This is a genomic window from Paenibacillus sp. B2(2019) (genome assembly GCF_008370385.1).
Lineage (GTDB): Bacteria > Bacillota > Bacilli > Paenibacillales > Paenibacillaceae > Paenibacillus_AQ.
Window position 1 is genome coordinate 65,291 of the sequence record NZ_VTZR01000024.1, and the last position, 26,975, is coordinate 92,265.

General features: G+C 43.9%; 19 protein-coding genes. 16 read left to right on the forward strand and 3 right to left on the reverse strand.

Annotated features, from left to right (window positions below; all coding sequences use genetic code 11):
- Positions 1-17: 17 nt before the first annotated feature.
- The gene (locus PAENI_RS21610; RefSeq protein WP_149646666.1) at positions 18-1,772 is read right to left on the reverse strand and encodes a cache domain-containing sensor histidine kinase; all 1,755 of its coding nucleotides are present in this window, start codon (positions 1,770-1,772) and stop codon (positions 18-20) included.
- 227 nt (positions 1,773-1,999) lie between these two features.
- Between PAENI_RS21610 and PAENI_RS21615 the strand changes: the two genes are divergently transcribed.
- From PAENI_RS21615 to PAENI_RS21625, 3 genes are all read left to right on the forward strand, one after another.
- The gene (locus PAENI_RS21615) at positions 2,000-2,956 is read left to right on the forward strand and encodes an ABC transporter permease (protein WP_094876932.1); all 957 of its coding nucleotides are present in this window, start codon (positions 2,000-2,002) and stop codon (positions 2,954-2,956) included.
- Between the two features lie 27 nt (positions 2,957-2,983).
- A complete protein-coding gene (locus tag PAENI_RS21620; protein ID WP_149646667.1) occupies positions 2,984-3,874 on the forward strand; it encodes a carbohydrate ABC transporter permease in 891 nt (296 codons plus the stop codon).
- Positions 3,875-4,011: 137 nt separating this feature from the next.
- Positions 4,012-5,625 (forward strand): extracellular solute-binding protein, encoded by a 1,614-nt coding sequence (locus PAENI_RS21625; RefSeq protein ID WP_188114672.1) that lies wholly within the window; start codon positions 4,012-4,014, stop codon positions 5,623-5,625.
- Positions 5,626-5,693: 68 nt separating this feature from the next.
- Here the strand turns inward: PAENI_RS21625 and PAENI_RS21630 are convergent, their stop codons facing one another.
- Positions 5,694-6,545 (reverse strand): helix-turn-helix domain-containing protein, encoded by an 852-nt coding sequence (locus PAENI_RS21630; RefSeq protein ID WP_149646668.1) that lies wholly within the window; start codon positions 6,543-6,545, stop codon positions 5,694-5,696.
- A gap of 131 nt (positions 6,546-6,676) precedes the next feature.
- Between PAENI_RS21630 and PAENI_RS21635 the strand changes: the two genes are divergently transcribed.
- Both PAENI_RS21635 and PAENI_RS21640 read left to right on the forward strand, forming a co-directional pair.
- Positions 6,677-9,142 (forward strand): beta-mannosidase, encoded by a 2,466-nt coding sequence (locus PAENI_RS21635; RefSeq protein WP_149646669.1) that lies wholly within the window; start codon positions 6,677-6,679, stop codon positions 9,140-9,142.
- Between the two features lie 267 nt (positions 9,143-9,409).
- Positions 9,410-11,593 carry an alpha-galactosidase gene (locus tag PAENI_RS21640; protein WP_149646670.1) on the forward strand — a complete coding sequence of 728 codons (2,184 nt, stop codon included), beginning with the start codon at positions 9,410-9,412 and terminating at the stop codon, positions 11,591-11,593.
- A gap of 44 nt (positions 11,594-11,637) precedes the next feature.
- On the opposite strand, the gene PAENI_RS21645 is transcribed toward PAENI_RS21640, so the two are convergent.
- Entirely contained in the window at positions 11,638-12,516 is an 879-nt protein-coding gene (locus tag PAENI_RS21645; protein WP_149646671.1) for a helix-turn-helix transcriptional regulator, read from the reverse strand.
- Between the two features lie 320 nt (positions 12,517-12,836).
- On the opposite strand from PAENI_RS21645, the gene PAENI_RS21650 reads away from it, so the two are divergent.
- The 11 genes from PAENI_RS21650 to PAENI_RS21700 all read left to right on the forward strand — a co-directional run bounded on the left by PAENI_RS21650 (position 12,837) and on the right by PAENI_RS21700 (position 26,952).
- Positions 12,837-13,034, forward strand: a complete 198-nt coding sequence (locus tag PAENI_RS21650) for a hypothetical protein (protein WP_042190727.1) — start codon at positions 12,837-12,839, stop codon at positions 13,032-13,034.
- Complete coding sequence (locus PAENI_RS21655) at positions 13,027-14,289, forward strand: DNA polymerase IV (protein ID WP_149646672.1); 1,263 nt, start codon at positions 13,027-13,029, stop codon at positions 14,287-14,289. The genes PAENI_RS21650 and PAENI_RS21655 overlap by 8 nt, the downstream gene beginning before the upstream one ends.
- Entirely contained in the window at positions 14,286-14,759 is a 474-nt protein-coding gene (locus PAENI_RS21660; RefSeq protein WP_042190722.1) for a YhjD family protein, read from the forward strand. Before PAENI_RS21655 ends, PAENI_RS21660 begins: the two co-directional genes overlap by 4 nt.
- Positions 14,760-14,910: 151 nt before the next feature.
- Entirely contained in the window at positions 14,911-17,841 is a 2,931-nt protein-coding gene (locus tag PAENI_RS21665) for an insulinase family protein (protein WP_149646673.1), read from the forward strand.
- A 258-nt stretch (positions 17,842-18,099) separates the two neighbouring features.
- A complete protein-coding gene (locus tag PAENI_RS21670; RefSeq protein ID WP_149646674.1) occupies positions 18,100-18,531 on the forward strand; it encodes a MarR family winged helix-turn-helix transcriptional regulator in 432 nt (143 codons plus the stop codon).
- Between the two features lie 18 nt (positions 18,532-18,549).
- Positions 18,550-19,932: an MATE family efflux transporter gene (locus tag PAENI_RS21675; protein ID WP_149646675.1), complete on the forward strand. Its 1,383-nt coding sequence runs from the start codon at positions 18,550-18,552 to the stop codon at positions 19,930-19,932.
- Between the two features lie 292 nt (positions 19,933-20,224).
- Positions 20,225-21,124, forward strand: coding sequence for a carbohydrate ABC transporter permease (locus PAENI_RS21680; protein ID WP_076284705.1), 900 nt, complete (start codon positions 20,225-20,227; stop codon positions 21,122-21,124).
- Positions 21,125-21,187: 63 nt separating this feature from the next.
- Positions 21,188-21,970 (forward strand): carbohydrate ABC transporter permease, encoded by a 783-nt coding sequence (locus tag PAENI_RS21685; protein WP_042194330.1) that lies wholly within the window; start codon positions 21,188-21,190, stop codon positions 21,968-21,970.
- Positions 21,971-22,109: 139 nt separating this feature from the next.
- Positions 22,110-23,474, forward strand: coding sequence for an ABC transporter substrate-binding protein (locus PAENI_RS21690; protein ID WP_149646676.1), 1,365 nt, complete (start codon positions 22,110-22,112; stop codon positions 23,472-23,474).
- Positions 23,475-23,579: 105 nt separating this feature from the next.
- Positions 23,580-25,379, forward strand: a complete 1,800-nt coding sequence (locus tag PAENI_RS21695; RefSeq protein ID WP_256716403.1) for a cache domain-containing sensor histidine kinase — start codon at positions 23,580-23,582, stop codon at positions 25,377-25,379.
- Positions 25,354-26,952: a response regulator transcription factor gene (locus tag PAENI_RS21700; RefSeq protein ID WP_149646677.1), complete on the forward strand. Its 1,599-nt coding sequence runs from the start codon at positions 25,354-25,356 to the stop codon at positions 26,950-26,952. The genes PAENI_RS21695 and PAENI_RS21700 overlap by 26 nt, the downstream gene beginning before the upstream one ends.
- Positions 26,953-26,975: the final 23 nt, after the last annotated feature.

Sequence of the window (26,975 nt, forward strand, 5' to 3'; positions counted from 1 at the left end):
GCAGCCTCTTTCTGTCCCTACATTTCCTTTTGCGGCAAACGAATTTGCACAGTGGTTCCTATTCCGAGCCTACTAAACACTGTAACGCCGTAATGCTCACCAAACCTCAGTTTTATCCGTCGATCTACGTTTGAAATCCCATAACCTCGCCCGGGTTTATCGTCAAGTAAAGTGTGAAGTGTCTCACGACTCATCCCCATGCCATCATCAATTACAGATAGAATAATATCACTATTTTCGACTATGCCTTTGATATGAATATTTAGCGGGCTTTCCTGATTCCACACCGCATGAAGCACCGCATTTTCTACAAAAGGCTGCAAGGCTAGCTTGACTGTAGAGTAAGGTAAGATCGCTTCATCAATATTGTAGGTGATGTTCAGTTGTCCTTTGAATCGGATCAGCTGAATGGCATTGTAGCTTTGCGTCAGCTTCAATTCTTCATTAATAGTTAAGATGCTCTTTCCTTTATTCAGGGAGATGCGATAAAACTTGGCGAGATGAAGCACCAAATCCTGAATGCGAGTATCTTGATGTTTTAGGGCAAGAGACGAAATGGAGCCCAGCGTATTGTACAGAAAATGGGGGTTGATCTGGGCCTGAAGCAGGTCAAGCTCTGCCTCCTTATTCTGTAGCTCCTTCTGATACACTTCGGTGATTAGACTCTTTAAGCGTGTAGTCATTTGCTTGAAGGCAAAGTGAAGCTGGCCAATCTCATCATTGCCTAAATATTCATCATTCGTAGGGTTGAAGTCACCACGTTCTAGCCGCCGGATCATTCGGATTAACATTCGAATACGCTTGCTAAACATCGATGCAGTAATATAAATCAGCAATAATGCGACGACTATAAAGCCTAAAGAGATTTTGATGATGAGCTCTGACAGTGATTTCGCATCCTGAATGATACTGTCATAAGGGAATATAGAGACGGTTTTCCATCCATTTGTGAGCGTGTTATAGACGGCGAAAGCCTTTTCCCCTTTATATGTAGTATCAAATCTGCCAGAAGGCAATTCATCAAAGTTCTGATCAAGCATTTCCGGCAGACTTGTATTTAATAATTGTTTGTCGGCGGCTGATAAAATAAGGCCCTTGTCATTAACGATAAAAATATCTTTGCCGCCTGCTTCTTTCTCCATTAAAGAATAGATCACCGATTCGGATATTTCGAAGACCAGAATACCGTAGGGATATTGGTTGCGATTATTGTTCAGTAACCTAGCCAGTGTAAACATTGCGGGATTATCTTGTGACTGCGGTGAGGACAGATGAATAATATTCCCGTGAGACTGCATCAGCTGCTTGTACAGCTCTGTCTCCTTCACTTCGGGTGTAACCGGCTTGATATAGTAATTATCTTTGGGTAGTGATGGATTGTCGGAATAAATGAAAACGCTACCAAAATCGGGATAGGCAGCCATTACCGTGTCTATACGATTGCCAATATATTGATAGACGTCTAGATAAGATGGATCATCTTGATATTCGCTCGTGAGGTAAGTGGCTAGCCTATTATCCAAGTAAATAGAAGCGGAAATATGCTCATAGCTGTCCAGTTTGTTCTCCAGGTTCTTGTTGATCTGGGCCGTTGAATTCATCATATTGATGTAGATTTGATCGGTCAGCTTTGATTTTGTAAGTTCGAATGAAAAATAGACAAAAAGCATCATTGGAATAATGGTGACCAGAACGAACACGAGGAATAGCTTGGAGCGAAAGCTAAGGTCGATAAAAGGCATATAAATATACTTTTTGTAAAAATGACGCATCGTAGAAGTCCCTTCTTTACTGTGAATTCACGGAAAGCCAAGTTTATCATATCAGACTGAATATCGAAATCCAATGCTCGAATGTTCAGAAACTCCTTTAAAAAGCGCTATCATTCGGAGGATTGAAGTATAGAAAGGAGCCCTATACGGACTTAAGATAAATAGGAGAGAAGCTGAATCGAGATGTAGCAGGGCATGCTGCACTAAATAAAAAGGGAGGGTATTTGATGCATAAAGCAAGCGCTATCAAAACAGTCAGGGGCAATAATTTTTGGTACAGATTAAAAGAGCAGAAATGGTTATTTTTGCTAATGCTCCCTGCCATAATTGCGACATTGCTATTTTCCTATGGACCTATGTTTGGTATGTATATGGCATTTACAAACTATCAACCGGGTGGAGGAACATTTTTTCAACAATTTTTTCATGCTGACTTTGTTGGCTTTAAGTGGTTTGAATATTTCTTTACCACAGGAGACTTCTACCGTGTAATGCGTAATACGCTTGCGACAAGCCTCTTGACCTTGTTATTCGGGTTTCCTGCGCCGATCATACTCGCGCTTGTGCTGAATGAAGCAAAACAGGGATTTTTCAAACGCTTTACGCAGACGGTTTCTTATCTACCGCATTTTATCTCATGGGTTATCGCCGCTAACATTGTAATTACGCTGCTAGCTTCCGATGGGATGTTCAACAATCTTCTAGTAACGCTCGGGATTGTTGACGAACCGGTAGCTTTTCTACAAAACGGACCTTTATTCTGGTGGATTATCGCCTTATCTAATATGTGGAAAGAAATGGGTTTTAGCGCCATTATGTACCTAGCTGCAATATCCGCTATTAATCCGGAGCTTTACGAAGCCGCAAGAGTAGATGGAGCTAGCCGATTCAAGCAAATGTGGAATATTACGCTCCCTGCTTTACGTCCAACTATTGTGATATTGGCCATTCTTGCAGTCGGAGGGATTTTGAATGCCGGCTTTGAACAACAATATCTGTTGCAAAATAACACTGTACTTGAGTACTCGGAAGTTATCGATATTTATGCATACAAATACGGGTTACAAAACAGCATGTTCTCATACGGGGCTGCCGTGGGGGTATTCAAATCCGTTATTGCCTTCATTCTTGTTGTAATCGTGAATCGAATTTCTAGAAAAGTGAACGACCAAGCGTTGTTCTAAATAACAAAATGGAGAGGAGCGCTTGAGATGTTTTTGAACAGATACGGAGATCATATCTTTAAGTGTTTTGTATATTTGATTCTTATCCTTGTGTTGCTAGTTACCTTCTTACCTTTTTGGAATATTCTCGTTCTTTCATTAAATGCTGCTGAGGATACTGTGCGTGGTGGCGTCTACTTTTGGCCAAGAGATATCACCTTTGATAGCTACAAACAAATTTTGAAAGATACCGAAATTATGAACGGGATATGGGTAACGGTTAAACGGACCGTAATTGGTGCACCACTATCAGTTCTTGTGATTACGATGCTTGCTTATCCGCTAAGCCGGCGGAATTTGATGGGACGCAAGGGTTGGAACCTTTACTTTGTCTTTACGATGTATTTCGGAGGCGGGCTGATTCCTTACTACATGGTGCTTAAAGCCCTGAATATGATCGACACCTTCTCCGTTTTTATTCTGCCAAGCTTGATGAATGTCTTCTATATGATTATTGTCCGTACCTTTATGGAGGGATTACCTGGTGAGATTGAGGAGTCAGCGAAAGTAGATGGAGCGAATGATTTAATGATTTTCTTCCGGATTGTGCTGCCGTTAACAACACCAGTACTCGCGACAGTAGGTCTCTTTCAGGCAATATCGCATTGGAACGCGTGGTTTGACTCCTATGCATTTACTTACAGCTCAGACCTGAAGACCTTGCAAGCGGTCCTCGTCAAAATACTGAGTCAATTCCAGACCGGAGGTATGGTATCGCAATCGCAAATGCTGGCAAACTCCGCCAAGCGAAATGCTGTTTCAAGCGATACGATCCGGATGGCAGCGACGATGGTTGCAACATTGCCTATCGTTCTAGTATATCCGTTCCTGCAAAAGTATTTTGTTAAGGGTATGACTTTGGGAGCTGTTAAGAGTTAATATGATTAAATAACCGAACGCCAGCCGGAGAGGAGTTGTCCAGCTGGCGGCCCTGAAGGGGGGTGAGCGGACAGACTTGCTTGGTTGCTTGATAGACTTGTGACGTAACTTAATTAATGGGAGGAATTAGGGTGTCTATGATAAAGAAAAACAAATTGTTGAGCGTAAGTATAACTGCTGCATTATCTGCTTCACTATTAGCGGGCTGTGGCTCTAATGGTGGAACAGACAATACAAACAAAGCGGCTGGAGACAATACAAAACAAGAGCCGATTACACTTACATGGTTTGATTCGAATACTAAGGGAGAGCCTTTTACTGATGCTGTCGCCCAAGAAATCACTAAAAAGACTGGCATTGAGATCTCCATTCAGCAGCCAACAGGAAATCCGACAGAGAAGCTAAGCTTGATGCTTGCCAGCGGTGACTATCCAGATGTGGTCGTGATGAGCCGTGGGGATGCTTCACTTGATAAATACATCACAAGCGGTGCCTTCATTCCACTCGATGAGCTGATTGAGAAGAATGGCCCTGATATCAAGGAAATGTATGGCGACACACTGACCAAGACTCGTTATAAAGACGGAAAGAACTATTACTTGGCTAACTGGTATGGACTAGATAGTGATCCAGTCTTCGGGATGCTGATGAGAAAAAATCTGCTTGCAGATCTGGCACCGGACAAAGCAGATGGCAGAGCACCGCTTACAACAGATGAATTAGAAGCGATTTTGAAGGATTTTAAAGCGAAAAACAAAACGATTGATGGAAAAGAATCGATTCCAATGACCATGAACGGCGAGAATATGGGCGCCAACCTTGGAACATTCAAAGGCATGTGGGGTCTGAAAACTTACTATGATAACAATGGAACATTGCAATATGATGTTAAGGATCCAAAGTATCGTGAAATGTTGCTCTACGTAAATAAATTATACAGAGAAGGTCTGATTGAGAAGGAATTTGCTATTAGCAAAACGCAAACTTGGGTTCAAAAGCTGGCTACTGGCGCAGTATTCTCCACACCAGGCGCTTACTGGGATCCAGGTAACGGGAACGGAACTTTGAAGAAGGATGGCGGAGAAGATAATCAGCTCTTCCCATACAAGGTTGTTGCCCCTGGAGTAGACCCTGCCCAAACGACATTTGGACCAAGAAGCTCACTTGGATGGGATGCTATCGCTATTACGAAGAACAACAAGCACCCTGAAGAAACAATGAAGCTGTTCAATTTCTTGGCAAGTGATGAAGGACAGCATTTGCTGCTGTGGGGCCAAGAAGGCGTTCAATACACCATGGTGGATGGCAAGAGACAACCGGACCCTGCATTCTTGGATAGCTTCAAGGAAAACTGGGACGACACAGTCAAGAAGAGCGGTGTCCGCAAATGGTTATGGTTTATCAAGAATGGTCTGGATGCAAATGAACAGCCTTACGATATGGCCGTTAAATATCAACGCAGTGAAGTAGATCAGATGGCAATCAAGAGTCTTGGGGATTCCGTATGGGATACAGCGGCATATGACAACTTGAGCCCTGATGGCGGAACACCTGAAGCACTGACTGCACAGAAGGTAAAAGATATTATGGATCAAAGCATTACGAGAGTAATCATTGCTCCTACTGAAGCCGAAGCCAACGCGACATTCGATAAGATGCTTGCGGAAATGAAAAAGGCCGGGGATGAGAAAGTAGAAGAAATCATTAACCAGAAGTACGCAGAGCGTATGGAGCTGTGGAATTCAAAATAATTATTGTAAGGGCTTCCTCTCTGCATTCAGGCAGAGGGGGAGCCTTTTTCTATGTTTTCAAATGTTAATTAAACTAGTCTATTAGCATGCGCATTCTTGCGGAAATCCAGCGGGGCCTGGTGATAGTACTTTTTGAATTGATGATAGAAATGGCTGACATTGTCAAAGCCGGATTCCAGAGCAATTTCGACCACACGTAGTTCAGTAGTAAGTAGCAGATTACGTGCCACGTTGAGCCTAAGTTGGTTGATATATTCTGTTGGTGTCTGGTTCAAGTACTGGCGGAAGGCCCGGTTGACATGACCGGCGCTTCTGCCCGACAACTCGTACAGGGCATGAAGGCCTTTGTTTAAGTTTTCTTTTAGATGCATCTTGGAAACGGCATGTTCGAGCCACAGTGGGAATTCTGGCTGCTCGATGGTTTCTGGAGAGAAAAAATGCTGGGTAAGTGTATCTACGAGTATTCCTTTCAGATAAATCCTGGACTTTACTTTGTCTAAGGTAGAAAGCATTCGGATGCGTTCGAAAGAACGAATGAAATCATCCATCTCCAGTTGAGATAACATGGCGATTCTAGGGAGCGGAGTATTTAATAGCCCGTGCAGGAATTCTTCTTCATTCAGGTAACTAAAGGCATCATTAATGAGGCTTTTTCGGCAGGGAATGTTCAGAAAGCGGCAATCGCTATCCCCGTCAGCTTCATAGCGATGGGTATCATCGGGCCGGATGAAGACAAGGCAGCCAGATTGAAGAAGCTGGGCAGCCCCGTTGACGATATGCCGGCATCGGCCTTCAGTGAGTATGAAAAATTCATAAAAATCATGCGTATGTTCTGGGGATACTTGACTCAGAGATTCTACCCAGAAGGGATCAGCTAGCAATTCGGGGTTTATATGGCTTGCCTCGGTGTATTTGATCATGTTTTTCCTCCAGGGTTAGTGATGTTAAAATAGCACACTATTTTTGCGAACACAATAGAAGAAATATATACATATTATTGTTAAGATTTTAATACAAAAAGTCAAAATAGCACATTTGTGGAGGCGAAAATATGCAACTTGTCAATCTAAACGGAAAATGGGAAATGAAACGGCTTCATGAACCGAAATGGCTGGAAGCCAACGTGCCAGGCTCTGTCTACCATGATTTGTTGAATGCAGGTGAAATGCCAGATCCGTTCTACCGCGAGCAGGAGTATGAGGTTCTGGAACTGTCCAATTACGATTACGAATATAAGCGTAGTTTTCAGCTGGAAGCAGGCGTACTAGAGCATGACCGAGTATTTCTGCTGTGTGAAGGGTTGGATACGCTTTGTGAGCTTTCCCTGAATGGAACTAATATTCTGAACAGTGACAATATGCACCGGACGTATGAAGTGGATATCAAGTCTGTATTAACGCCTTGTGATAATACTATCCACGCCATTTTTCGCTCCCCAGTAGAATTCACTCTACGGAAGCAAGCAGAATTGCCGCTCAGTGGATGTGCTGATGCCGTAGAGGGGATATCGCATCTGCGCAAAGCACACTCCATGTTCGGCTGGGACTGGGGTCCAAAGTTACCTGATCTAGGAATCTGGCGTAGTCTCTCTATTCAGGGTTACAACAGTGCTCGCCTTGATGATGTTTATATTACTCAATTCCATGAGAAGGATAAGGTCATGCTGGATGTTCGAGTTAGAACAGAGAGCTGGCAAGCGGCTGATCGAGAAATTGTGGTTAAAGTTCACACACCAGCGGGTCTGTGCATTGAGCATCGCGTGTCTGAAATGATTGGGACGGATCATCATATTGCACTGGAAATTATGGAGCCAGAGCTGTGGTGGCCGAATAATCTCGGTGCTCAGCCACTGTATAACGTAGAGGTTGTAATTGAGGAAAAGGCGCAGGAGCTAGATCGTAGAGAATTGCGGATTGGACTTAGAACCATTACTGTGAAGCAGGAAGAAGATCAGTGGGGAGAATCGTTTGCTTTTGAAGTCAACGGTGTGCTTATTTTCTCTACAGGTGCCGACTATATTCTGGAAGATAATCTTTTACCTCGCGTGACTAGAGATCGCACGGATCGCTTGCTCCAAAGCTGTGTCGCTGCCAATTTCAATACGATTCGCGTATGGGGTGGCGGGTATTATCCGGATGACTATTTCTATGATCTCTGCGATGAATATGGCCTCATCGTCTGGCAGGATCATCTGTATGCCTGCGGCATTTATGCTCTGACGGAAGCCTTCGAGGAGAATATCACTCACGAGACCATCGATAACATGAAACGTCTTCGCCATCATGCTTCGCTAGGCTTGTGGTGCGGCAACAATGAGCAGGAGCTGGCTTGGGACGAATGGGACTGGGAGAAGCATTACTCTCTTCAGCTTAAGGCAGATTATATTAAGCATTATGAGGTACTTCTACCGGCAATCGCTAAAGAAATTGATCCGAATACCTTCTACTGGCGTGCTTCACCATCCTCCAAAGGTAGCTTTGACAAGCCAAATGACGAGAATTACGGAGATATGCATTATTGGGGAGTCTGGCATGGGAAGGAACCGTTTACCGATTACCGGAAGCTATATCCGCGCTATATGTCTGAATTCGGATTGCAGTCTTTTCCAGGCTTGAAGACCATCGAGTCGTTTACGCTGCCGGAGGATCGTAATATCTTCTCTTTTGTCATGGAGTCCCATCAGAAGAACAATACCGGGAATGAGAAAATTCTCTACTATATCGGGGAGACTTACAAATATCCGAAAGATTTTGAGTCTGTTCTATATGCCTCGCAGTTGATCCAAGCAGAAGGGATGCGCTGCGGCGTTGAGCACTGGCGCAGACATAGAGGTCGCTGTATGGGTGCGTTGTATTGGCAGTTGAACGACTGCTGGCCGGTAGCTTCTTGGTCCAGTATCGACTATTATGGCCGGTGGAAGGCTATGCATTATGCGGCTAAACATTTCTTCGCGCCGATTCTTGTTTCTGCCCATGACGAAGGAACGAAGGTCTCCCTTCATGTCTCTAACGAAAGCAGAGAACAAGTTATTGGTGAACTGAGATGGAGGCTGCTCACTCGGGCATCGGAGGTCTTGCTGGAAGGCACAAAGCCAGTGGAGATTGCCGCGTTAAGTACTGCTGAGTTCGAGCAGCTTGATTTCGGCCACATTTTGGATACGAAAGGGAAAAAACGTGAGACTTATCTGGAATATTCTTTTGAGGTAGAGGGAGAGACAAAGAGTGGCGGAACGGTCCTGTTTGTTAAGCCGAAGCATTTTAGCTTCGTTGACCCTGAGCTTGAAGCTGTACTTACCGAGGAAGAAGAACAATTTGTCATTACCGTGAAGGCTAAGACGTATGCTCGTTTTGTCGGCCTAGACTTCAAGGAGAGAGATGCCATCTTCAGCGACAACTATTTTGATATGTCGGGTGGTACAACTAGGACCATTACCATCGCTAAAAAAGATCTCGACAAGCCAGCTACGGTGGAAGAACTTCGTGCACAGCTTACTGTACGCTCCGTATTTGATATTTAAATAGGAAGATTCACGGGAAACAGGCCCTTAACTTGAGGCCTCTTTTTTTATGTATTTTTTTTACTATAGCCGCTAATAATCATTTATTGTTTTGCAAAGCTTAATAACATGAAATTGAATTTTTTATAGATCAATATTTTACTACTTAAGGTATAGATATTAAGATTGTATCCCCTTCCAATTATCTTTAAAATAGACTTCAAACAACAAGATAAATTAAGCCAGTTATATTTCAACAAGATCTGATAAGAAGAGTAGGAGGATATTATGAGTATTTATTATGATGACAGCCGCAAGGTGTTTCATTTACAGTCTGAGCAATCCAGCTACGTTATTGAAGTTGTTAGAGGTGAGCTTCCAGCGCATGTTTATTGGGGTCCTAAATTAGAAGGAATAGTTCAACCTCTGAATTTGGTGGAACGTTGCTCCTTTAGCCCGACCTACACAATGGAGGACAAGAGAATCTCCCTCGACACTATTCCAAGTGAATTTCCGTCTTATGGGAATGGTGATTTCCGGGAACCAGCGCTTGAGGTTCATTTGGCAGATGGTACGACCGTTACGGATTTCCTTTATAAGAGCTATAAGATCAATAAAGGAAAGCCTGAGTTAAAGGGACTGCCTTCCACTTATGTTGAAAGTGAAGAAGAAGCAGAGACACTGGAACTTTTTCTTCAAGATGACAAAAGCGGACTGATTGCTGTATTGAGCTACACCGTATTTAATAATCAAGATGTGATCACACGTTCTGTTCGGATTGAGAATCAAGGTAAGGACAATGTGGTGCTGAAGCGTGTGTTAAGCGCAAATGTTGACTTCCATGATTCTGATTATGACATGCTGCAATTATCTGGTACTTGGACAAGAGAACGTCATATCCACAAAAGACCACTCGTACCTGGTATCCAACGAATTGACAGTAAGCGCGGCGCTAGTAGCTCCCAGCAGAACCCTTTTATGGCCTTGCTTGCAAAAGATGCAACGGAGGATCATGGTGAAGTATACGGGTTCAGCCTTGTGTATAGCGGAAGCTTTCTTGCGCAAGCGGAAGTGGATCAATACGGAATTTCCAGAGTGGGCATCGGCATTCAACCGTTTAATTTTCAATGGTTGCTTGAACCGGGAGAATCCTTCCAGGCTCCTGAAGCAGTGCTGGTAAGATCCAGTCAAGGCCTTGGTGGATTATCAAGAACATATCACCGTCTGTACCGGACCCGGTTATGTAGAGGTGAATTCCGTGATCGGAAGCGCCCTATTCTCATCAACAACTGGGAAGCGACCTATTTTAATTTCAACGCAGATAAAATCAAAGAAATTGCTCAAGCAGGTAAAGACCTTGGCCTTGAACTGTTTGTTCTGGATGACGGCTGGTTTGGGAAGCGAGACAATGATGATAGCTCACTCGGAGATTGGGTAGAGGATCGCCGCAAGCTTCCAGAGGGTCTCGGAAAACTCGGGGAAGACATTACGGCAATGGGCATGGAGTTCGGATTATGGTTCGAACCGGAAATGGTGTCGCCAGAAAGCGATCTTTATCGCGAGCATCCGGATTGGTGTCTTCATGTACCAGGTCACAAAAGAACGTTAGCTCGCCAGCAGCTTGTTCTGGATTTATCCCGTAAGGATGTATGTGATTATATCGTTGATTCGGTTAGCTCCGTACTGTCATCGGCTCCGATTACTTATGTGAAATGGGATATGAACCGGAATATGACGGAGATTGGATCTGCTCTTCTGCCAGCGGAACGTCAACGCGAAACGGCTCACCGTTATATTCTTGGACTGTATGATGTGCTGGAACGTATCGTCACCCGTTTCCCTCATATTCTGTTCGAGAGCTGCTCCGGCGGTGGTGGACGATTTGATCCAGGAATGCTGCACTATATGCCACAGACCTGGACTAGTGATGATACAGATGCCGTTGAAAGATTGAAGATCCAATATGGAACAAGTATTGTGTATCCTTCAAGTTCTATGTGTGCTCACGTATCGGCTGTTCCTAACCATCAGGTGCACCGTATCACACCTTTGGAAACACGTGGTCATGTCGCGATGTCTGGTAGCTTCGGTTACGAACTAGATATGACCAAGCTCACTGAAGCTGAACGCGAAGATATCCGCAAGCAGGTTTCTGAGTACAAGGAACTGAGAATGCTGATTCAGTTCGGTGATTTCTATCGACTGCTTAGTCCATTTGAGGGGAATCAGACTGCGTGGATGTTTGTTTCGGATGATAAAAAAGAAGCTTTTGCCACGTACTTCAGAGTTCTGGCCGAGCCTAATGCACCTCTCCGCAGATTGCGGTTGAAAGGACTCGACCCAGCTAAGAACTACAAGCTTGAGCTTAACGGTGAAGTGTACAGAGGGGATGAGCTGATGCACTTCGGACTCTCACTTCCGCAGCTTGAGGGCGATTTCAAAAGCTTACTATTTGTACTCAAAGAGGTTTAATAAGAAAAGGAGTAAGCCACTGGCTTGCTCCTTTGTTATATGGATCAATTTTCGAAAAATACATGTTTGGTTTGGAACGCCAGATCCTGTTCGCGGTAAGTCGAAGGATTGACCCCAAAATAGGACCGGAAAACCTTTCCAAAGTAGCTGGCATTATCAAATCCGGTTTCCGTCGCAATCTGGTTGATACTCAAATCTGTTGTTTTAAGCTTGGAAGCTGCCAACTCGATCCGCCGTCTTTTTAAATATTCAAAGGGTGAAAGATTGATGTTTTTTTGAAACAATCTGCAAAGATGATGTTTGGAAACACCAACATGAGCGGCAACATCGTCTAAGCTTAGATTATTATTATGCAGATCATCTTTCATGAATTGAATAGCGGCGTGAAGCTTGTCATTTTTTATATAGGTGGTTAACAAATTTGGTTTCTTGAGGTATTTCTCCATGGACAAGATCCACTGAAAGACTTTTCCCGTTAAAAGATGCAAATCTCTTTCTTCATGAACCTGAATGTCCTTGAATGTACTCCACAATAAATCTATCGAAACCGATTCTTGGGGGAGTTCTACAATTGGACCGCAATGAGCAGCGAGTTGGTTCCAAAGTGAAATCGCTAAAGGCCCCCGTAGATTGAGCCATAAAACTTCCCAAGGCTCGGTGCCTTCTTCCGGATAATAGTACCTGTGTATGCTGGGGACAGTCACTAGAAAAGCTTTGCCCTTCGTTAACCGATGAACAACCCCATCTATTTCAATTCTACCCTCTCCCGATAATGTGTACTGAAAAATAACACAACTTCTCTCCGTCCGGTTCTGGCCGTTGAACGAGTAGGCAGGTGAATCGAGTTGTTCCCAACCGATAGAATCAAACAGAAGCATGGAAGCTTCTTCTTCCGAGCGAAAGGTGTAGGAGGAACGGAACATTAGCAAAATTCCTTTCTAGAAAAAGCTTTTGAGTACAGATCAATAATTTACTACTGTTGTTTACTCTATCAAAGTGTAAACTTTTTTCGTTGTCAGTTCAATCTCTGTTGAATACGCAGGTCTGGATGCTCATTTTCTATAGCATATGGATGCACTCTAATGAACTGTGATCTCGTTCGGTCTGGATTAGATTATTCTCAGCTTTAAAAAAAATCAGATCCGGTGTGGTGGGGGAAATTACCTCACCTTTTTTGTTGCTTAAAATTCCCGATTACGCATATAATACAAACAAGTGTTCTTATTTTTATGGAGGCGATCGCATGCAAATCAGCATCGGCCAAATAATTGAAATTATATATCAGGATAAGGCGAGAAATATCAGCCAGCGGAAAATAGAAATACACAGTATCCGTGACGGACGCATACGAGCTAGCTGTCTGACTACAGGAACGCCTCGCATGTTCTTGGCAGCAAATATTCTTTCATGGCAACCCGTGCAGGAACAACGTCATGCCTAAGAATCGTGTCATTCTACTGTCTGATTGCCAGGCATTTTACGCCTCCGTGGAGAAAGCTGCCCACCCTGAATATCGAGATAAACCTGTTGCAGTGGGGGATCCAACAAGAATGAACGGTATTGTGTTGGCGGCCTGCCCGCTTGCAAAAGCGAAGGGGGTAACAACGGCTTCGCGTGTAGGTGAAGCTTTAGCAAAATGCCCAGAGCTAATCGTAATAAGGCCACGCATGGGGACTTACATTAAAGTATCACTCTTAATATCAGAGATTTACCGAACATATACCGATCTGGTAGAACCCTACAGTATCGATGAGCAGTTTCTGGATGTCACAGGATCTCTTGCGTATTTCGGAGGATCGCTGCAGGATATGATTCATAAAATTCAGCACCATGTTTTACTTTCTACGGGAGTCTGGACACGGGTAGGTATTGGATCTACTAAGGTTATGGCAAAGATGGCGACAGATAACTACGCCAAAAAGATGAAGGATGGGATATATGAACTTTCTTTTGACCAATTAGAGACGACCCTTTGGAAACTTCCCGTGCAGGATATGTTTATGGTAGCGGCTAGAATGACCAAGAATTTTTGGCGTATGGGTATATCCACAATTGGAGATATTGCGCGAATGGAACTGTCAGAATTTAAGCGACGAATGCGAACTACCATGGGTAAGCAAAGTGATATTCAAGCGGAATATTATTGGCAAACTGCGCGCGGGCTAGATCCTAGTCCAGTGGTCACAGGAATGCGTCATCAAATCAAATCAGTGGGACATGGTAAGGCTTTGCGCTGGAATTTATACACCAGGCATACGGATATTGAGGTTGTGCTGCTTGAGCTCGTCATTGAAGTATGCCAGCGAGCCCGGCGGTATGGTTATATGGGATCGGTAGTATCTATTTCAGTTTTAGAGACGGACGGAGAGCGTTCAAATGCTTACGAGCGTCAGATGACATTGCCCGAACCCACATCACTAACACACGAAGTAGCTGCTGCTGCGCAAAAATTATTTGCAGATAACTGGTCGGGCCTTCCTATAGGTCGATTAGCGATTTCCTTGACTAACCTATCAGATGATAGCGTCATCCAACTTACACTCTTTGATGACAGGGTTCGGGCTTACAACAAAGAACGTGCAATCGATCAAATAAAAGCTCGTTATGGCAGTAAAGCTCTAATCAGAGCTTCATCTATGCTTGAATCCGGTGTTGCCTTAGAAAGAGCTGAACAGATTGGAGGTCACTATAAATGAGTAAACTTGAGGGTAATGAACGCTGGAAAACGAAAATGATCATGACCGAGCATGTTGAGCAGTACGAGGAACAGCAGCGTGAGAACCCAGATAAAATGATAACTATGGAGGAACGTACGATGGTTCGAGACCTCATTTTGCTTCCTTATATAGATACTATGGTTAGCAAGAGCCTGAAAGAGATCGAGCCCTCCAGCAACATTCTTAAACGTGCCTATCTGATGGCTGGTCAAGCCATTCAACGCCGGATCATGCAGGATACTTATCGGCTGCAAAAGGAGCTGAAACAGCGGAATATCAGGGTGCTGGCAGATGAACAGGAGGAATTCTTGGTGTATTACAAAATCTTTTGCCGAGGATATCAGGAACGCTTTGGATTAACTCGAGATGTAATGCGTACAGAGATAAGCTTAAGGTTGACTAAATACACAGCTGAACTCGGAGCAATATTAAAAGATCATTTGAAATAAAACAAGGCTTTGTCAGTAATTATACTGGCGTGGTCTTGTTTTATGTGAACCAGAAATTAATCCCGGAGACCTTCTACTGATGGAATAATCGCCCAGGGATATGATAAGCTCATGTAGAGTTATCATATCCCTAAACAGAGGAGGGAAATCTATGAGCCGTTTGATCACAGGGAACACTTATTATGGATTTCAGGTTGTTAATAAGGAATTTATCCCGGAGAACGAATCCAACGTATTCACGCTGGAACATCTGAAGAGCGGCGCCAGGCTGCTGTTCGTGCAGAATCAGGATGACAACAAGGTGTTTAGTGTAAGCTTCAGGACCCCGCCTGAAGATAGTACGGGGGTCTTTCATATTTTGGAGCATTCCGTATTATGTGGTTCAGAGAAATATCCGGTCAAGGAACCTTTTGTAGAATTACTGAAAGGCTCGATGCAGACGTTCCTGAACGCATTTACGTTTGGGGATAAGACGATGTATCCAGTAGCGAGCCGAAACGATCAGGACTTCTCTAATTTGGTGGAGGTTTATCTGGATAGTGTTTTTCAACCGAATATTTATAAGCAACAAGAAATTTTTGAGCAAGAGGGCTGGCATTACGAGCTTCAGCATCCCGAAGATGAGTTAATCTATAAAGGCGTGGTTTACAACGAGATGAAAGGTTCATATTCCTCGCCGACTACGGTATTGATGGATAGAATCAAAAAGTCATTGTATCCGGACACGATTTACCGTCATTCTTCAGGTGGAGATCCACAGGAAATTCCTGCGCTAACCTATGAGCAGTTTCTCAAGGCGCACAGCAATTATTATCATCCGTCCAACAGTTATTTTTATCTCTACGGAGACGTTAATATTGAAGAAAAGCTGCAATTCATAGACCAGGAATATCTTGGGTCTTATGAACGAAACAGCTTCGATACTTCCATTGCCCTACAACAGCCCATTGGAATGACGGAGCTGGTAGCGGATTATCCGATTCTGGAAGCAGAAACAGCCACTGATAAGACTTATTTGAGTCTAAATTATGTGATTGGAACTTCTACTGATCGGGAACTGAACCTCGCTTTTGATATTTTAAAAAGCATGCTGATGGACAGCAACGCAGCTCCGCTCAAGCAAGCCTTGCTCGAAAGCGGATTGGGCAAAGACGCGTTTGCTTTTTATTCCGACAGTATGGTTCAACCACTGCTTGGTATTACGCTGACGCATTCCAATGCCTCCTCCAAAGATGCCTTTGTGGAGCTGGTGAAGACTACATTAAAGCGTTTGGTCCAGGACGGACTAGATGAGAAGCTGGTGCTGGCAGCGGTCAACAGTAAGGAATTTGAGCTGCGGGAAGCGGACTTTAACCAGTATCCGAAGGGTCTTACTTACAATATCGAAGTGATGAAATCCTGGCTCTATGACGGTCAGCCGACTACTCACATGCGCTATGAAGAGGTGCTCACGGGCATTCGGGAAAAGCTTGCGGACCGTTATTTTGAGAAGCTGATTGAGGACTATTTGCTGAACAGTGATCATTGCAGTGTGGTGGTACTGAACCCGTCCAAGACGATCGCAGCGGAAAAGGAAGCATCCACTCAGCATCAATTGAGTGAATACAAAGCGTCACTGCAACCAGATCAGTTGGAGCAGCTTGTTCAGAGTACACAGCATCTTCTGGCGCGGCAGAGTCATGCGGATGCAGCCGAAGATTTACAGAAGCTACCGAGCTTGTCTTTACAGGATATTAACCGCAGCGTAGAACCTCAGGTGCCGACCCATGAACAAATCCATGAGGGCATAAAGGTGATCCACCATGAGGTAGCTACCCATAAGATTGCCTACTGCAAGCTTTATTGGGATACGGGTGTTATAGCTCCTGAACGAATTCCTTATTTGGTGCTATTGGCAGAGGTATTGGGCCAAATGGAGACTGCCTCTTACAGCATTGAAGAGCTCACCAGTGAAATCGGGATCAAAACCGGGGGCATATATTTCAGGAATGAGCTCTATGGCGCTGCAAAAGCTACGGGGGCGAGCTATCAGCCTAAATTCTCTGCGCTGGTGAAGGTGATGGCGGGGCATATTGGTGAATCACTGGACCTACTGCGAGAGATACTCTACACAAGTGCGCTCGACAATCTGACCAAGCTGCAGGAAATCGTCCGCCGGGAAGTCTCGCAGATGGAATCGATTCTGAATCAAAGAGGGAATGAGATTGCGGCCAGTCGTCTGATGTCCTATTTCTCGGATATGGGAGCGTATCAGGAACAACAGGGCGGCGTTACTTATTATCGCTTTATCCGCGAGCTTGCCGAGACGTTCGATCAGCAGGGAGCTCAGGTGGCAGACACGCTGAAGGGCATCTGTGGGGATTTGTTCAATAAAAACAATTTGGTCATCAGCGTGACTGGTACGCCTGATTTGTATGAAGAATTCATAGCTAATGCAGCGAAGCTGGGTATCCAGGATCGGCCAGTAGTAAATAGGCCTAAGATTACGGCACAGGGACATGCGGACAATGAAGGATTCATGTCTTCCAGCCAGGTGCAATATGTGGTTAAGGGATACGACTTCACTAAGCTAGGATTCACATATTCAGGAAAAATGCAGGTGCTCAAGAAAATCATGAGCCTTACCTATCTGTGGAATGCCGTACGTGTGAAGGGCGGTGCGTATGGCGGAAACCTGGTTCTGCGCAGAGATGGGATAATGATGTTCACCTCCTACCGTGATCCGAATTTGCAGGAGACGCTGGAGGTTTATGATCAGGCTTATCGATTTGTTGAGGGGTATGAAGCAGATCCCGATGAGATGACCAAAGCGATCATTGGTACCTTATCTATGCTGGATCAGCCTCTTAGTCCCAGCGCACAGGGACGGCGGGCGGACCGACATTATTTTGAACAGGTGACGGAGGCCGAACTGCAGCGAGAGCGGGATGAAATCTTGTCGACAACACCAGAAGATATCAGACAGTACACCGATTTACTTAAGACTGTGACGGAACAAAATTATTTCACGGTGGTCGGCAACGCTTCAAAGCTGAAATCGAAAACCGCTTTATTCGGAAAGCTGGAAGAACTTGTGAAGTAAGTTTCTCTAATCGCTCCTTTTCAGTACATGTCTACGGGCATGTGCTGGAGAGGGGCGTTTTTTAATAAGGTGAACTAAAAAAACATTCTACAAAGGAACAGCGGCCGGAAGTCCAAACATTCACCGCAGTCATGTACTTACCTTAAAGGAAGAATAAAATCAGTTTATTTAGTTAGAACATTGACAGTTAGAGTTCTAACTATTATGATAATGATGTTACTTAGAGTTCTAACTAATACGAATGCGGAGGAAATAACAATGAGCAAACCCGTTGAAAACACACCATTTTCTAATTTGATTCGAGAGATCGGGATGAAACTAAAAAGTACAGCTGACGCCAGGCTGAATGAGCTAGGGCTGAATTCACAGCAAGGACGCATGATCGGCTATATTTTTGAGCATCAAGAAAAAGGTGTGATTCAAAAGGATTTGGGGGAAGTCTTTAATAGAAAAGGGGCGAGTATCACCAGCATGCTTCAAGGGTTAGAAAAGAAAGGCTATATCAAGCGTGTCACACCTGAAAATGATGAACGGCAGAAGAGCATTTTTGTTTTGGAAAAGGGCGCTCTTTTGGTCGAGGAGTTTAATGAGATTTTCTCTGAGGTAGAAGCAAGCATTACAAACGCACTCAGTCCGGAAGAAACAGCAAACTTAAAGTCTTTACTGCAAAAAGTTAATTCAAGTCTATAAACGTTCGGAGGGTTAATCATGGAAACAGAAGTCTCCAATCAATATTATTTAGAATCGGCGCCGATCAAGAAGGCAATTGCTCATTTATCCATTCCTATGATGATCGGGATGTCTGTTGGTACCATCTATAATGTAATCAATGCTTATTTCATTGGCTTACTCCACAATACTAGTATGCTGACTGCCATTACGCTGGGTCTACCCATTTTCACAGTCTTAATGGCCTTTGGGAATATGCTTGGCGTAGGTGGCGGAACATTTATTACAAGGCTCGCGGGGCAAAAGGATACGGAGAAGGGAAAGAAGGTTGCCGGATACACTTTTTATGGAAGCATTATAGTGGGTATTCTTATTGCTCTAATAGCGATGTTAGCGATTGATCCAATTACGCGAATACTAGGCGCAGATGCTGCTACTCTAGACTTTACTAAGGCTTATGCATTGACTCTTTTTGCCGGTGGATTTGCCATTGTGCTTAATTTTGCCTTGGAACAGCTAGTCCGTTCCGAAGGTGCCTCCAAAGAATCGATGTACGGTATCTTTATTAGTACGGCTTTAAGTTTAATTTTTGATCCACTCTTTATTCTTGTGCTGAAATGGCATGTGGCAGGTGCTGCGTTGGCGATGGTTTTAGCGAATGTGGGTTCCGCGATTTATTATGTCTATTTTTTAGAAACGAAAAGTGAGCATTTAAGGGGATTTTTGAAGCATTTCAAGATATCTGTTCGAGATCAATTAGAAGTATACAAAATAGGTGTATCGGAGTTATTGCAATTCAGTTTTGTGATTGTGAGCACGCTTTTGTTAAATAACTTCGCGATTCAATATGGAGAAAATGTGGTTGCCGGATTTGGTGTGGCCTTAAGAATTGTGCAAGTTCCGGAGTTCTTATCAATGGGCTTATTCTTAGGTTTGATTCCGCTATTTGCGTTTAACTTTGCTAGTCAAAATATGGCGAGACTTAAATCAACGATTAAACATGCTTTTGCCTATATCGGAGGTATTGCTTTTGTCTTTGTAGGTCTAGTGTTTCTGTTTAGAGGAACGATCCTGCATTTCTTCTCTAATGATCCTTCAGTGTTAAGTATGGGAACTTATATTTTGGTAGCCATGCTGATTTCCGCTTTATTTAATGGATTTACAGGTTTGTTTATGAGTATTTTTCAAGCGACCGGACAGGGGATACCAACTAACATTATGGCCATCACACAAGGGGTATTGTTTATCCCTATGATTATCGTGTTACATTCTGTCTTTGGACTTCATGGCGTGATTTGGTCAATGACCATAACAGAAGTTATAACGAGCTTAATGGGCGTCATCTTGTTTATGATTTTTAGTAAAAAGCTGAAAGGTACTGGCGGGGATGGAAAAGGTGTTGTAGAGGTAGCGTCCGTGTAAAACGATCTTTACTTTACGTGGATAAATAGAAATGTTGTGGATGGCGGGAGCATGGCTCGCGCTTTTTTGCAAATATAAGAAAGTATAAGTTTTACAATATACTTTATGTCTTATATTTCTCGCATAAACACCTTTGGCGTCCTTATAAGGACGCCAAAGGTGTTTATACTTGGTTGTCTAGAAAATTTCGCAACTACAGGATCGGTAAAATTCGTTCCAAAATGAACAATTCTAGTTCTTATGATTACGGCTTACTTTTTCTACAATTATGGATAAGTAAAGGAGGAGAACTATGATACGAAAATTTCATCTTAAAATGGATACGCGCGAAGCAATCGCTGGGTATTTATTCGTCGCTCCACTGATGTTGGGGCTGATCATCTTGACCTTGATCCCAGTGCTGGGCTCACTGCTGTTAAGCTTCACGAACTGGAACTTTGTGGCTGGGTTAGGGGGGATTAAGTTCGCGGGCATGGATAATTTCATAAGGCTGTTTCATGATGATGCTTTTATGAAAAGCTTGCTGAACAATCTGCTCTTTATTATCACAGTACCGGTTACGATCATCGTTGCTCTGCTGTTAGCGATCCTGATTGATAAACAGGTGTTCCTGAAGGACTTGTTTAAAGTGATCTACTTCCTTCCCTACATCTCCAGTGTAGTTGCCATCGCTATGGTTTGGCAGGTAATGTTTCATCCCTCATTAGGACCTGTAAATCAATTCCTGATGTCACTGGGTTGGAGTAATCCGCCAAAATGGTTAGCTGATATCCATTATGCTTTGCCGTCACTTATGTTGATCCAGATTTGGATTCAGCTCGGTTACAACATTATTATTTTTATCGCTGGGTTACAGAGTATTCCGAAGGACCTTTATGAAGCAGCTGATATTGATGGGGCCAATAGCTGGCGGAAATTCCGCAATATCACGGTTCCCTGCATTTCGCCAACTACCTTTTTCCTGCTGGTTACAGGGGTCATTGGTTCATTTAAAATCTTCGATCTGATCCAAGTGCTGACACAGGGTGGACCGGCCAATTCCACGACCGTTATCGTTTATGAGCTATATGACACCGCCTTCAATCAATTGAAGACTGGTTATGCCTCTAGCATGGCACTTGTCCTGTTTCTCATCTGCCTGATCATTACAGCCCTGCAGATGTTAGCGCAAAAAAAATGGGTCAATTATTAAAGGCAGAAAGGAGAAATTACAGTGAGAAAAGAGCTTCTATCCAGAACGTTCTGGACAATCGCAATGGGACTGTTAGGTATCGCATTTCTTTTACCGTTTCTATGGATGTTATCCACTTCCTTTAAACTCGAGAAAGATGTGTTTGATTTTCCGATACAATGGCTGCCGCAGCAGTGGAACCTCATTGAGAATTATAAACAGGTTTGGTCAGGTGATTTCGCTCGTTATTACGGAAATTCCATTTATATTACGCTGGCAACGACTATAATTAATGTGCTGATATGCGCACTGGCTGCTTATGGGTTCTCCAAGCTGCGTTTTCCGGGTAGAGATGCGATGTTTGTAGTTGTATTGGCCCTTTACATGGTTCCTCCACAGGCTTCGCTGGTTCCACAGTTTCTACTATTTAACTGGCTGAATCTGATTGATACGCATTTAGGATTGATCTTAATTAACAGCTTTAGTATTATCGGTGCGTTTATGCTCAAACAATTTTTTATGGGGGTAAACAACGAGTATCTTGAATCGGCGCGGATGGATGGAGCAGGTCATTTTCGTTCTTTTCTACAAATTGCATTTCCGCTGATCCGTCCCGCTGTAGCTACTTATGCTATTCTGCGTTTTATCTGGACCTGGAACGACTATCAGTACCCACTCATTTTTTTGAAATCTAAAGAGCTGTTTACTATTCAGTTAGGTATTCGGTTGTTTGGGGACCAATACGGAGATGTTTATTCCCTCATGATGGCTGGTGCGGTATCTGCAATTCTGCCACTGCTGATTATTTTTGCTCTCGGTCAGAAGCAGGTTATTGAGGGAATTGCCCTCGGAGGCGTGAAAGGATAATAAAAGTCAAAATAGTTTCTCTTCGGTAGAATATGAGAACTTTCCTCGTCTATCCTGCATGTTAGGATGTTCTTGTAAGCAGTTACATAGCTTTGGCTGTAAAGCGAGGTATACCCAACACATTTATAGGAGGGTCTATATGAAAAAGAAATTATTATCCGTGCTTATGATCACATCTATGGCGTTGTCATTGGCCGCTTGCGGTGGAAATGCGAAAACAAATAATGCAGGAGCAACAGATGCGCCTGATGCTGGTGGAAATAAGGAGCCTGCAGCAGAGAAGGTTACGTTGAAGCTGAGTACCTGGCAGACGGAAGCCAAAGCGAAGTGGAGCACGATTATCGCAGAGTTTGAGAAGGCGCATCCCGACATTCATGTAGAAGTGGATCTACTGAATGAAAAAGGGGATTCTGTAGCCTCTATGCAGAAGCTGGATTTGATGGCCGCTGCAAGTGACCCGCTGGATATTGTTGAACTGCCGTATACCAACTATTCGCAGCGTGCAGATATCGGTGTGTTAGCACCGATGGACGAATATATTCAGAAAGAAGGGTATAAGCTCTCCGATGAATATCTAGTGGACACTACGGTCAATGGCAAGGTCTATGCGTTACCGTCATCTATGCAGCGCTGGTTCGTGCTTCTTAACAAAGAAATGCTAGATGAGGCTGGTCTGCCGGTTCCGACCGACTGGACTTGGGCGGATTTCGAAGAGTATGCCAAGAAATTGACCAAGGGTGAGGGCGCAACGAAGCGTTTTGGCGCATATCTGCACAATTGGCCAGATTATTTCCAACTCCAGCTGATGAGTAAACCTGAGGATAATACTTTTCTAAAATCTGACGGAACCTCCAATGCCCTGGACCCGCAATTTAAGGCTAATCTGCAGATGATGAAGAAAATGATGTACGAAGATAAGAGTGCTACTCCTTACGAGGATATTATTTCGCAGAAGCTTGCCTACCGGAATCAGTATTTTAATGGTTTAGCAGCGATGCTTCCGATGGGTGACTGGATGGTTGCGGAATCGGGTGGTACGGATGCCATTCCAGCAACCTTCGTTACCGCGTTTGCGCCGATCCCTCGACTGGATAGTGAGAGCAAACATTACTCACCTGTTCAGCCAACCTATATGGGGATAGCTGCTAAATCCAAGCATAAGGAAGCTGCTTACACCTTTGTACGCTGGTATACCTCAGAAGGACTGGAAATTGGCGGACGTGTCTTCTCTGGCTGGGCGAAATCGGATACGAACAAATTGGTGGATACGATTGTGAGTGGTTCTAAGGATCCATCTATGATTGATGTTGATTCCCTGAAATATACGATGGAGAATTCGGCACCTGGTGCGACGCAAGTTCCGGCTAAATATGCGGATGAAGCTAAGAACAACGTTATTCCAGAAGCGGAAATGTATCTCCTTGGCCAACAGGATCTGGATGTCACAGTTGCCAATATCGATAAGAAAATTTCGGAAGTCGTTCAGAACAACAGCGGAAAGTAGGCGGAGACTGATTGTACGCTTCCCCAAGGGGGCTTATAATGTGGGGGCAGGAAAGCATTTCTGCCTCCTGCTCCAAATTTAAAACAGATATGGGGCCTGTCATCCGTGTTTAGAAAGCATCAATCACTTCGAATGAAACTTGTCTGGTCTTCAATGATTTGCGTACTGATCCCGCTAGTCTGCATTTACATGGTTACAGATTATTTAACCCGGGATCTGATTCTGGAGAAGGCTGTTGGCAGCGCAAGAGAATCTCTCAATGCGTCCAGTGCCAATATGAATGCCATTTTTGAACAAACGCTCGAGCAGTCCAATTTTGTGCTTCAGAACAGCGAAATCAGGCAGATGATGTCTGCTGTTCCAGAGTCGCTCCATTCAGCGAAAGAGATCATCCAGTATAACCGTATGTCGCGGATGCTGGATGATATGTTCGTTCTTTCAGAGTATTTGAAAGTGACGCTGATCGGTAAGAATGGATTTATTTATACGAGTTATCCTTATAGCGACTTTAATCCGAAAACCTTTTATAGCGAGCGTTGGATGTCACTATTGAAACAAACTCAGCCGATTTCGACTTTCTGGAGAGCGGAGCACGACACATACTACAACTATTCTGATAAGGGCTCAGCCAATTGGGTAACTATTGCGAGACCTATACAATCGACCTCCAGCAGCACGATCGGATATATGATTATTAACATCAATGAGCGTAAACTCCGCCCTTATCTGAACAATGACAATGGCAAAGAGATGATGCTTTTGGATGACAAGGGAACTGTAGTCTCACATGCTGATCCAGCCCGAATTGGTGAAACAATGACGTGGTGGAAAAAGGAAGGTCGGCTTGATACTGTCGAGATCAGTGGGGAGAAATTCTTGTATGTTGACCAGGAGCTGAGCAGCAACAGATGGCAGATGGTGAGCATTATCCCTATGAAGGCGGCATTGTCAAAGAATAAACAGATTTTATTTATCAGCTTAGCCGTGCAAATTCTATTCTTTACCTTCTTTTCCGTTCTCTTAACCGTTCTAATCTCTAAGCTGACTCAGCCCATCGTGAAATTAAGTGCTTTTGTAAAGCGAATAGGTCGTGGTCAATTGGACGAACGTTCGCTAATCCGTGGGAATAATGAGGCGGCTCAACTGGCCCGTACCATCGACCAAATGCTAGATCGAATCGAATCCATGATTGAACAAATCACCTATGAGCAAACAGGAAAGAGAAAAGCTGAACTGGAAATGCTGCAGGCACAGATCAATCCGCACTTTATGTTTAATCTGCTCAATTCGATCCGGTTAAATATTCTGATGCAAGGAGACAAGGAGAACGCCGAGTTGATTGGTTCGTTGTCGTCTTTGCTCCGTATGACCTTTAACAGAGACAATGAGTTTATCCCGCTTCGTGAGGAGACAGATACGATATCTCATTATGTGACTTTGATGAATTTTCGTCATGCCAATCAGGTCAGGCTGGAAATGAATTTAGCAGACGGAACTGCTGAAGCACTGGTACCTCGGTTTATGATTCAGCCTATGATCGAGAATGCCATCATCCATGGTTTCGAGCAGTTTGGTGGTGAGATCTTTATTGAAGCTCGTATTATTGCAACTACAGGAACCTTGGTTATCACCATTAAGGATAATGGCATCGGAATGTCACAGGAGAATTTAAAAAGACTTCGTGAAACCGCATACAGTAGTGAGCAAATTGCAGAAGAGGACAGAAAAGGATTCTCCGGCATAGGCTTACGTAATGTGGCCCAACGCCTCAGTATGATTTATGGTGCTTCATTTAAGTTGAATATATCAAGCGAACCTGATGTGGGTACGGAGATTTGTTTGGAGTTTCCACTGAACTACGGAAAGGTGGGTATAGAGAATGCTGACGGCAATTTTGGTGGATGATGACTATCCGGTTATCCGTTATTTGTCGCAGGCCGTGTCATGGAGTGAGCTCGGGATTGAACTCACCGGATGTTATTATAGCGGTCTTGAGGCTTGGGAAAAAGCACGGCAGAATCCACCGGATCTGATTATCACCGATATTGGCATGCCTAAGATGAACGGACTGGAGATGCTTGAGAAATTCAGAGCGATGAAGCCCGGAATTCGTGCGATTATTCTGTCCTGCCACAACGAGTTCAAATACGCTCAGCAGGCGCTGAAATTAAACGTAGGAGAATATATTTTAAAAGAATCACTGAATATCGAGCAGCTGGAACATGCACTCAGAACACTTGTGAAGGAAGTGGGTCTGAACAGGCAGCAGCATACCGAGATGCAGGTATATAAGCAAAAGCAATCACAAAACCGTGCTGCGCTAAAAGAAAAGTTTCTAAAAGATACGTTATACCAATCTTGGGACAAGGTGGCTTGGATCGAGCAAGCCCGGTCAAACGGAATTATGATCCATGCCAAGACCTACATTCCAATGCTTATAGTGATTGACCGTCCAGAGGAAGCCTCACGGCTGCGCCGTATGAGTGAATATACGATTTCTTTTGCCGTCGAGAATATTATGCAGGAAGTGCTTGAGGCTGATCACAGTTTATTTATTTCGAGATACAGCCATAAGGAGATTGTTATTCTTTTCTGCAGCGACCAGTCTTCCAGAGACCACCAAGCGATTTATCATTCCATTCAAAATGCAGCCTCTGCGGTACAGAAATATCTCAAGCTGTCTGTCTCCTGCATATTTGGTGCTGAGGCGCGCAGTCCTGAGGAAATTCGCGGAACACTGCAGCGGATGCTAAAGGAGAAGATCCAGCGGTTTTATTTTCCGGCGGCGGGCATTCACCGTTTTGAAGAGATTAGCTTTTCGCGGGATGATATTTATGCCGAATATGGAAGTCTGTACGCTGTTATTAATGATGATATTGCCTTGAATAGGGAAACAGAGCTTCGTGTTCATGTAAAGGAATGGCGAGAATGGGTGGCAACGCAAAAGTTTCATCCAAATGAAGTTAAGGAATGTGTTCTCCGGTTGCTGATGGACTTGCAATTGAAGACGAAACAGCTGCTGCAGTCTCCATTGCCTATGGCCGAAGAAAAGCTGTTTAGCGTGGTGAGTGACATTGATACCCTCGAGCATTTGGAAGAGTGGCTAGTTCAGTACTTGGAAGAATTAGCGCGGAAAATAAGTATATTCTCTATTAAGTCCAAACGGAGCGAAGTTATTAAAGCCCAGCAGTTCGTGATCAGTCATGTAACGGAGAAAATAACGCTGGAGGACATGGCTGGACGCCTGAACTTGAATGCCAGCTATTTCAGCCGCTTGTTCAAACGGGAAACAAACCAGAATTTCATCGAATATGTAAATATGCTAAAGCTTCAGAAGGCAAAAGAGCTGCTTAATCAGTCTGGAAAGACTGTGGAAGAGATCTCCGAGTATCTGGGATATGCCAACAAAAGTTATTTTATCAAGCTGTTTAAACGGGAAATGGGCATGAGGCCCAGTGAATATGCGGCTTGGCATTGAGTAAGGATTGGAGGAACCATTAC

Coding starts and splice junctions, on each gene's coding strand:
- PAENI_RS21655 (WP_149646672.1), top strand. CDS start 13,027: ATGCCTAAGAATCGTGTCATTCTACTGTCTGATTGCCAGGCATTTTAC.
- PAENI_RS21640 (WP_149646670.1), top strand. CDS start 9,410: ATGAGTATTTATTATGATGACAGCCGCAAGGTGTTTCATTTACAGTCT.
- PAENI_RS21630 (WP_149646668.1), bottom strand. CDS start 6,545: ATGATCAAATACACCGAGGCAAGCCATATAAACCCCGAATTGCTAGCT.
- PAENI_RS21610 (WP_149646666.1), bottom strand. CDS start 1,772: ATGCGTCATTTTTACAAAAAGTATATTTATATGCCTTTTATCGACCTT.
- PAENI_RS21685 (WP_042194330.1), top strand. CDS start 21,188: ATGGGACTGTTAGGTATCGCATTTCTTTTACCGTTTCTATGGATGTTA.
- PAENI_RS21675 (WP_149646675.1), top strand. CDS start 18,550: ATGGAAACAGAAGTCTCCAATCAATATTATTTAGAATCGGCGCCGATC.
- PAENI_RS21615 (WP_094876932.1), top strand. CDS start 2,000: ATGCATAAAGCAAGCGCTATCAAAACAGTCAGGGGCAATAATTTTTGG.
- PAENI_RS21700 (WP_149646677.1), top strand. CDS start 25,354: ATGCTGACGGCAATTTTGGTGGATGATGACTATCCGGTTATCCGTTAT.
- PAENI_RS21670 (WP_149646674.1), top strand. CDS start 18,100: ATGAGCAAACCCGTTGAAAACACACCATTTTCTAATTTGATTCGAGAG.
- PAENI_RS21660 (WP_042190722.1), top strand. CDS start 14,286: ATGAGTAAACTTGAGGGTAATGAACGCTGGAAAACGAAAATGATCATG.
- PAENI_RS21690 (WP_149646676.1), top strand. CDS start 22,110: ATGAAAAAGAAATTATTATCCGTGCTTATGATCACATCTATGGCGTTG.
- PAENI_RS21680 (WP_076284705.1), top strand. CDS start 20,225: ATGATACGAAAATTTCATCTTAAAATGGATACGCGCGAAGCAATCGCT.
- PAENI_RS21625 (WP_188114672.1), top strand. CDS start 4,012: ATGATAAAGAAAAACAAATTGTTGAGCGTAAGTATAACTGCTGCATTA.
- PAENI_RS21620 (WP_149646667.1), top strand. CDS start 2,984: ATGTTTTTGAACAGATACGGAGATCATATCTTTAAGTGTTTTGTATAT.
- PAENI_RS21635 (WP_149646669.1), top strand. CDS start 6,677: ATGCAACTTGTCAATCTAAACGGAAAATGGGAAATGAAACGGCTTCAT.
- PAENI_RS21645 (WP_149646671.1), bottom strand. CDS start 12,516: ATGTTCCGTTCCTCCTACACCTTTCGCTCGGAAGAAGAAGCTTCCATG.
- PAENI_RS21665 (WP_149646673.1), top strand. CDS start 14,911: ATGAGCCGTTTGATCACAGGGAACACTTATTATGGATTTCAGGTTGTT.
- PAENI_RS21650 (WP_042190727.1), top strand. CDS start 12,837: ATGCAAATCAGCATCGGCCAAATAATTGAAATTATATATCAGGATAAG.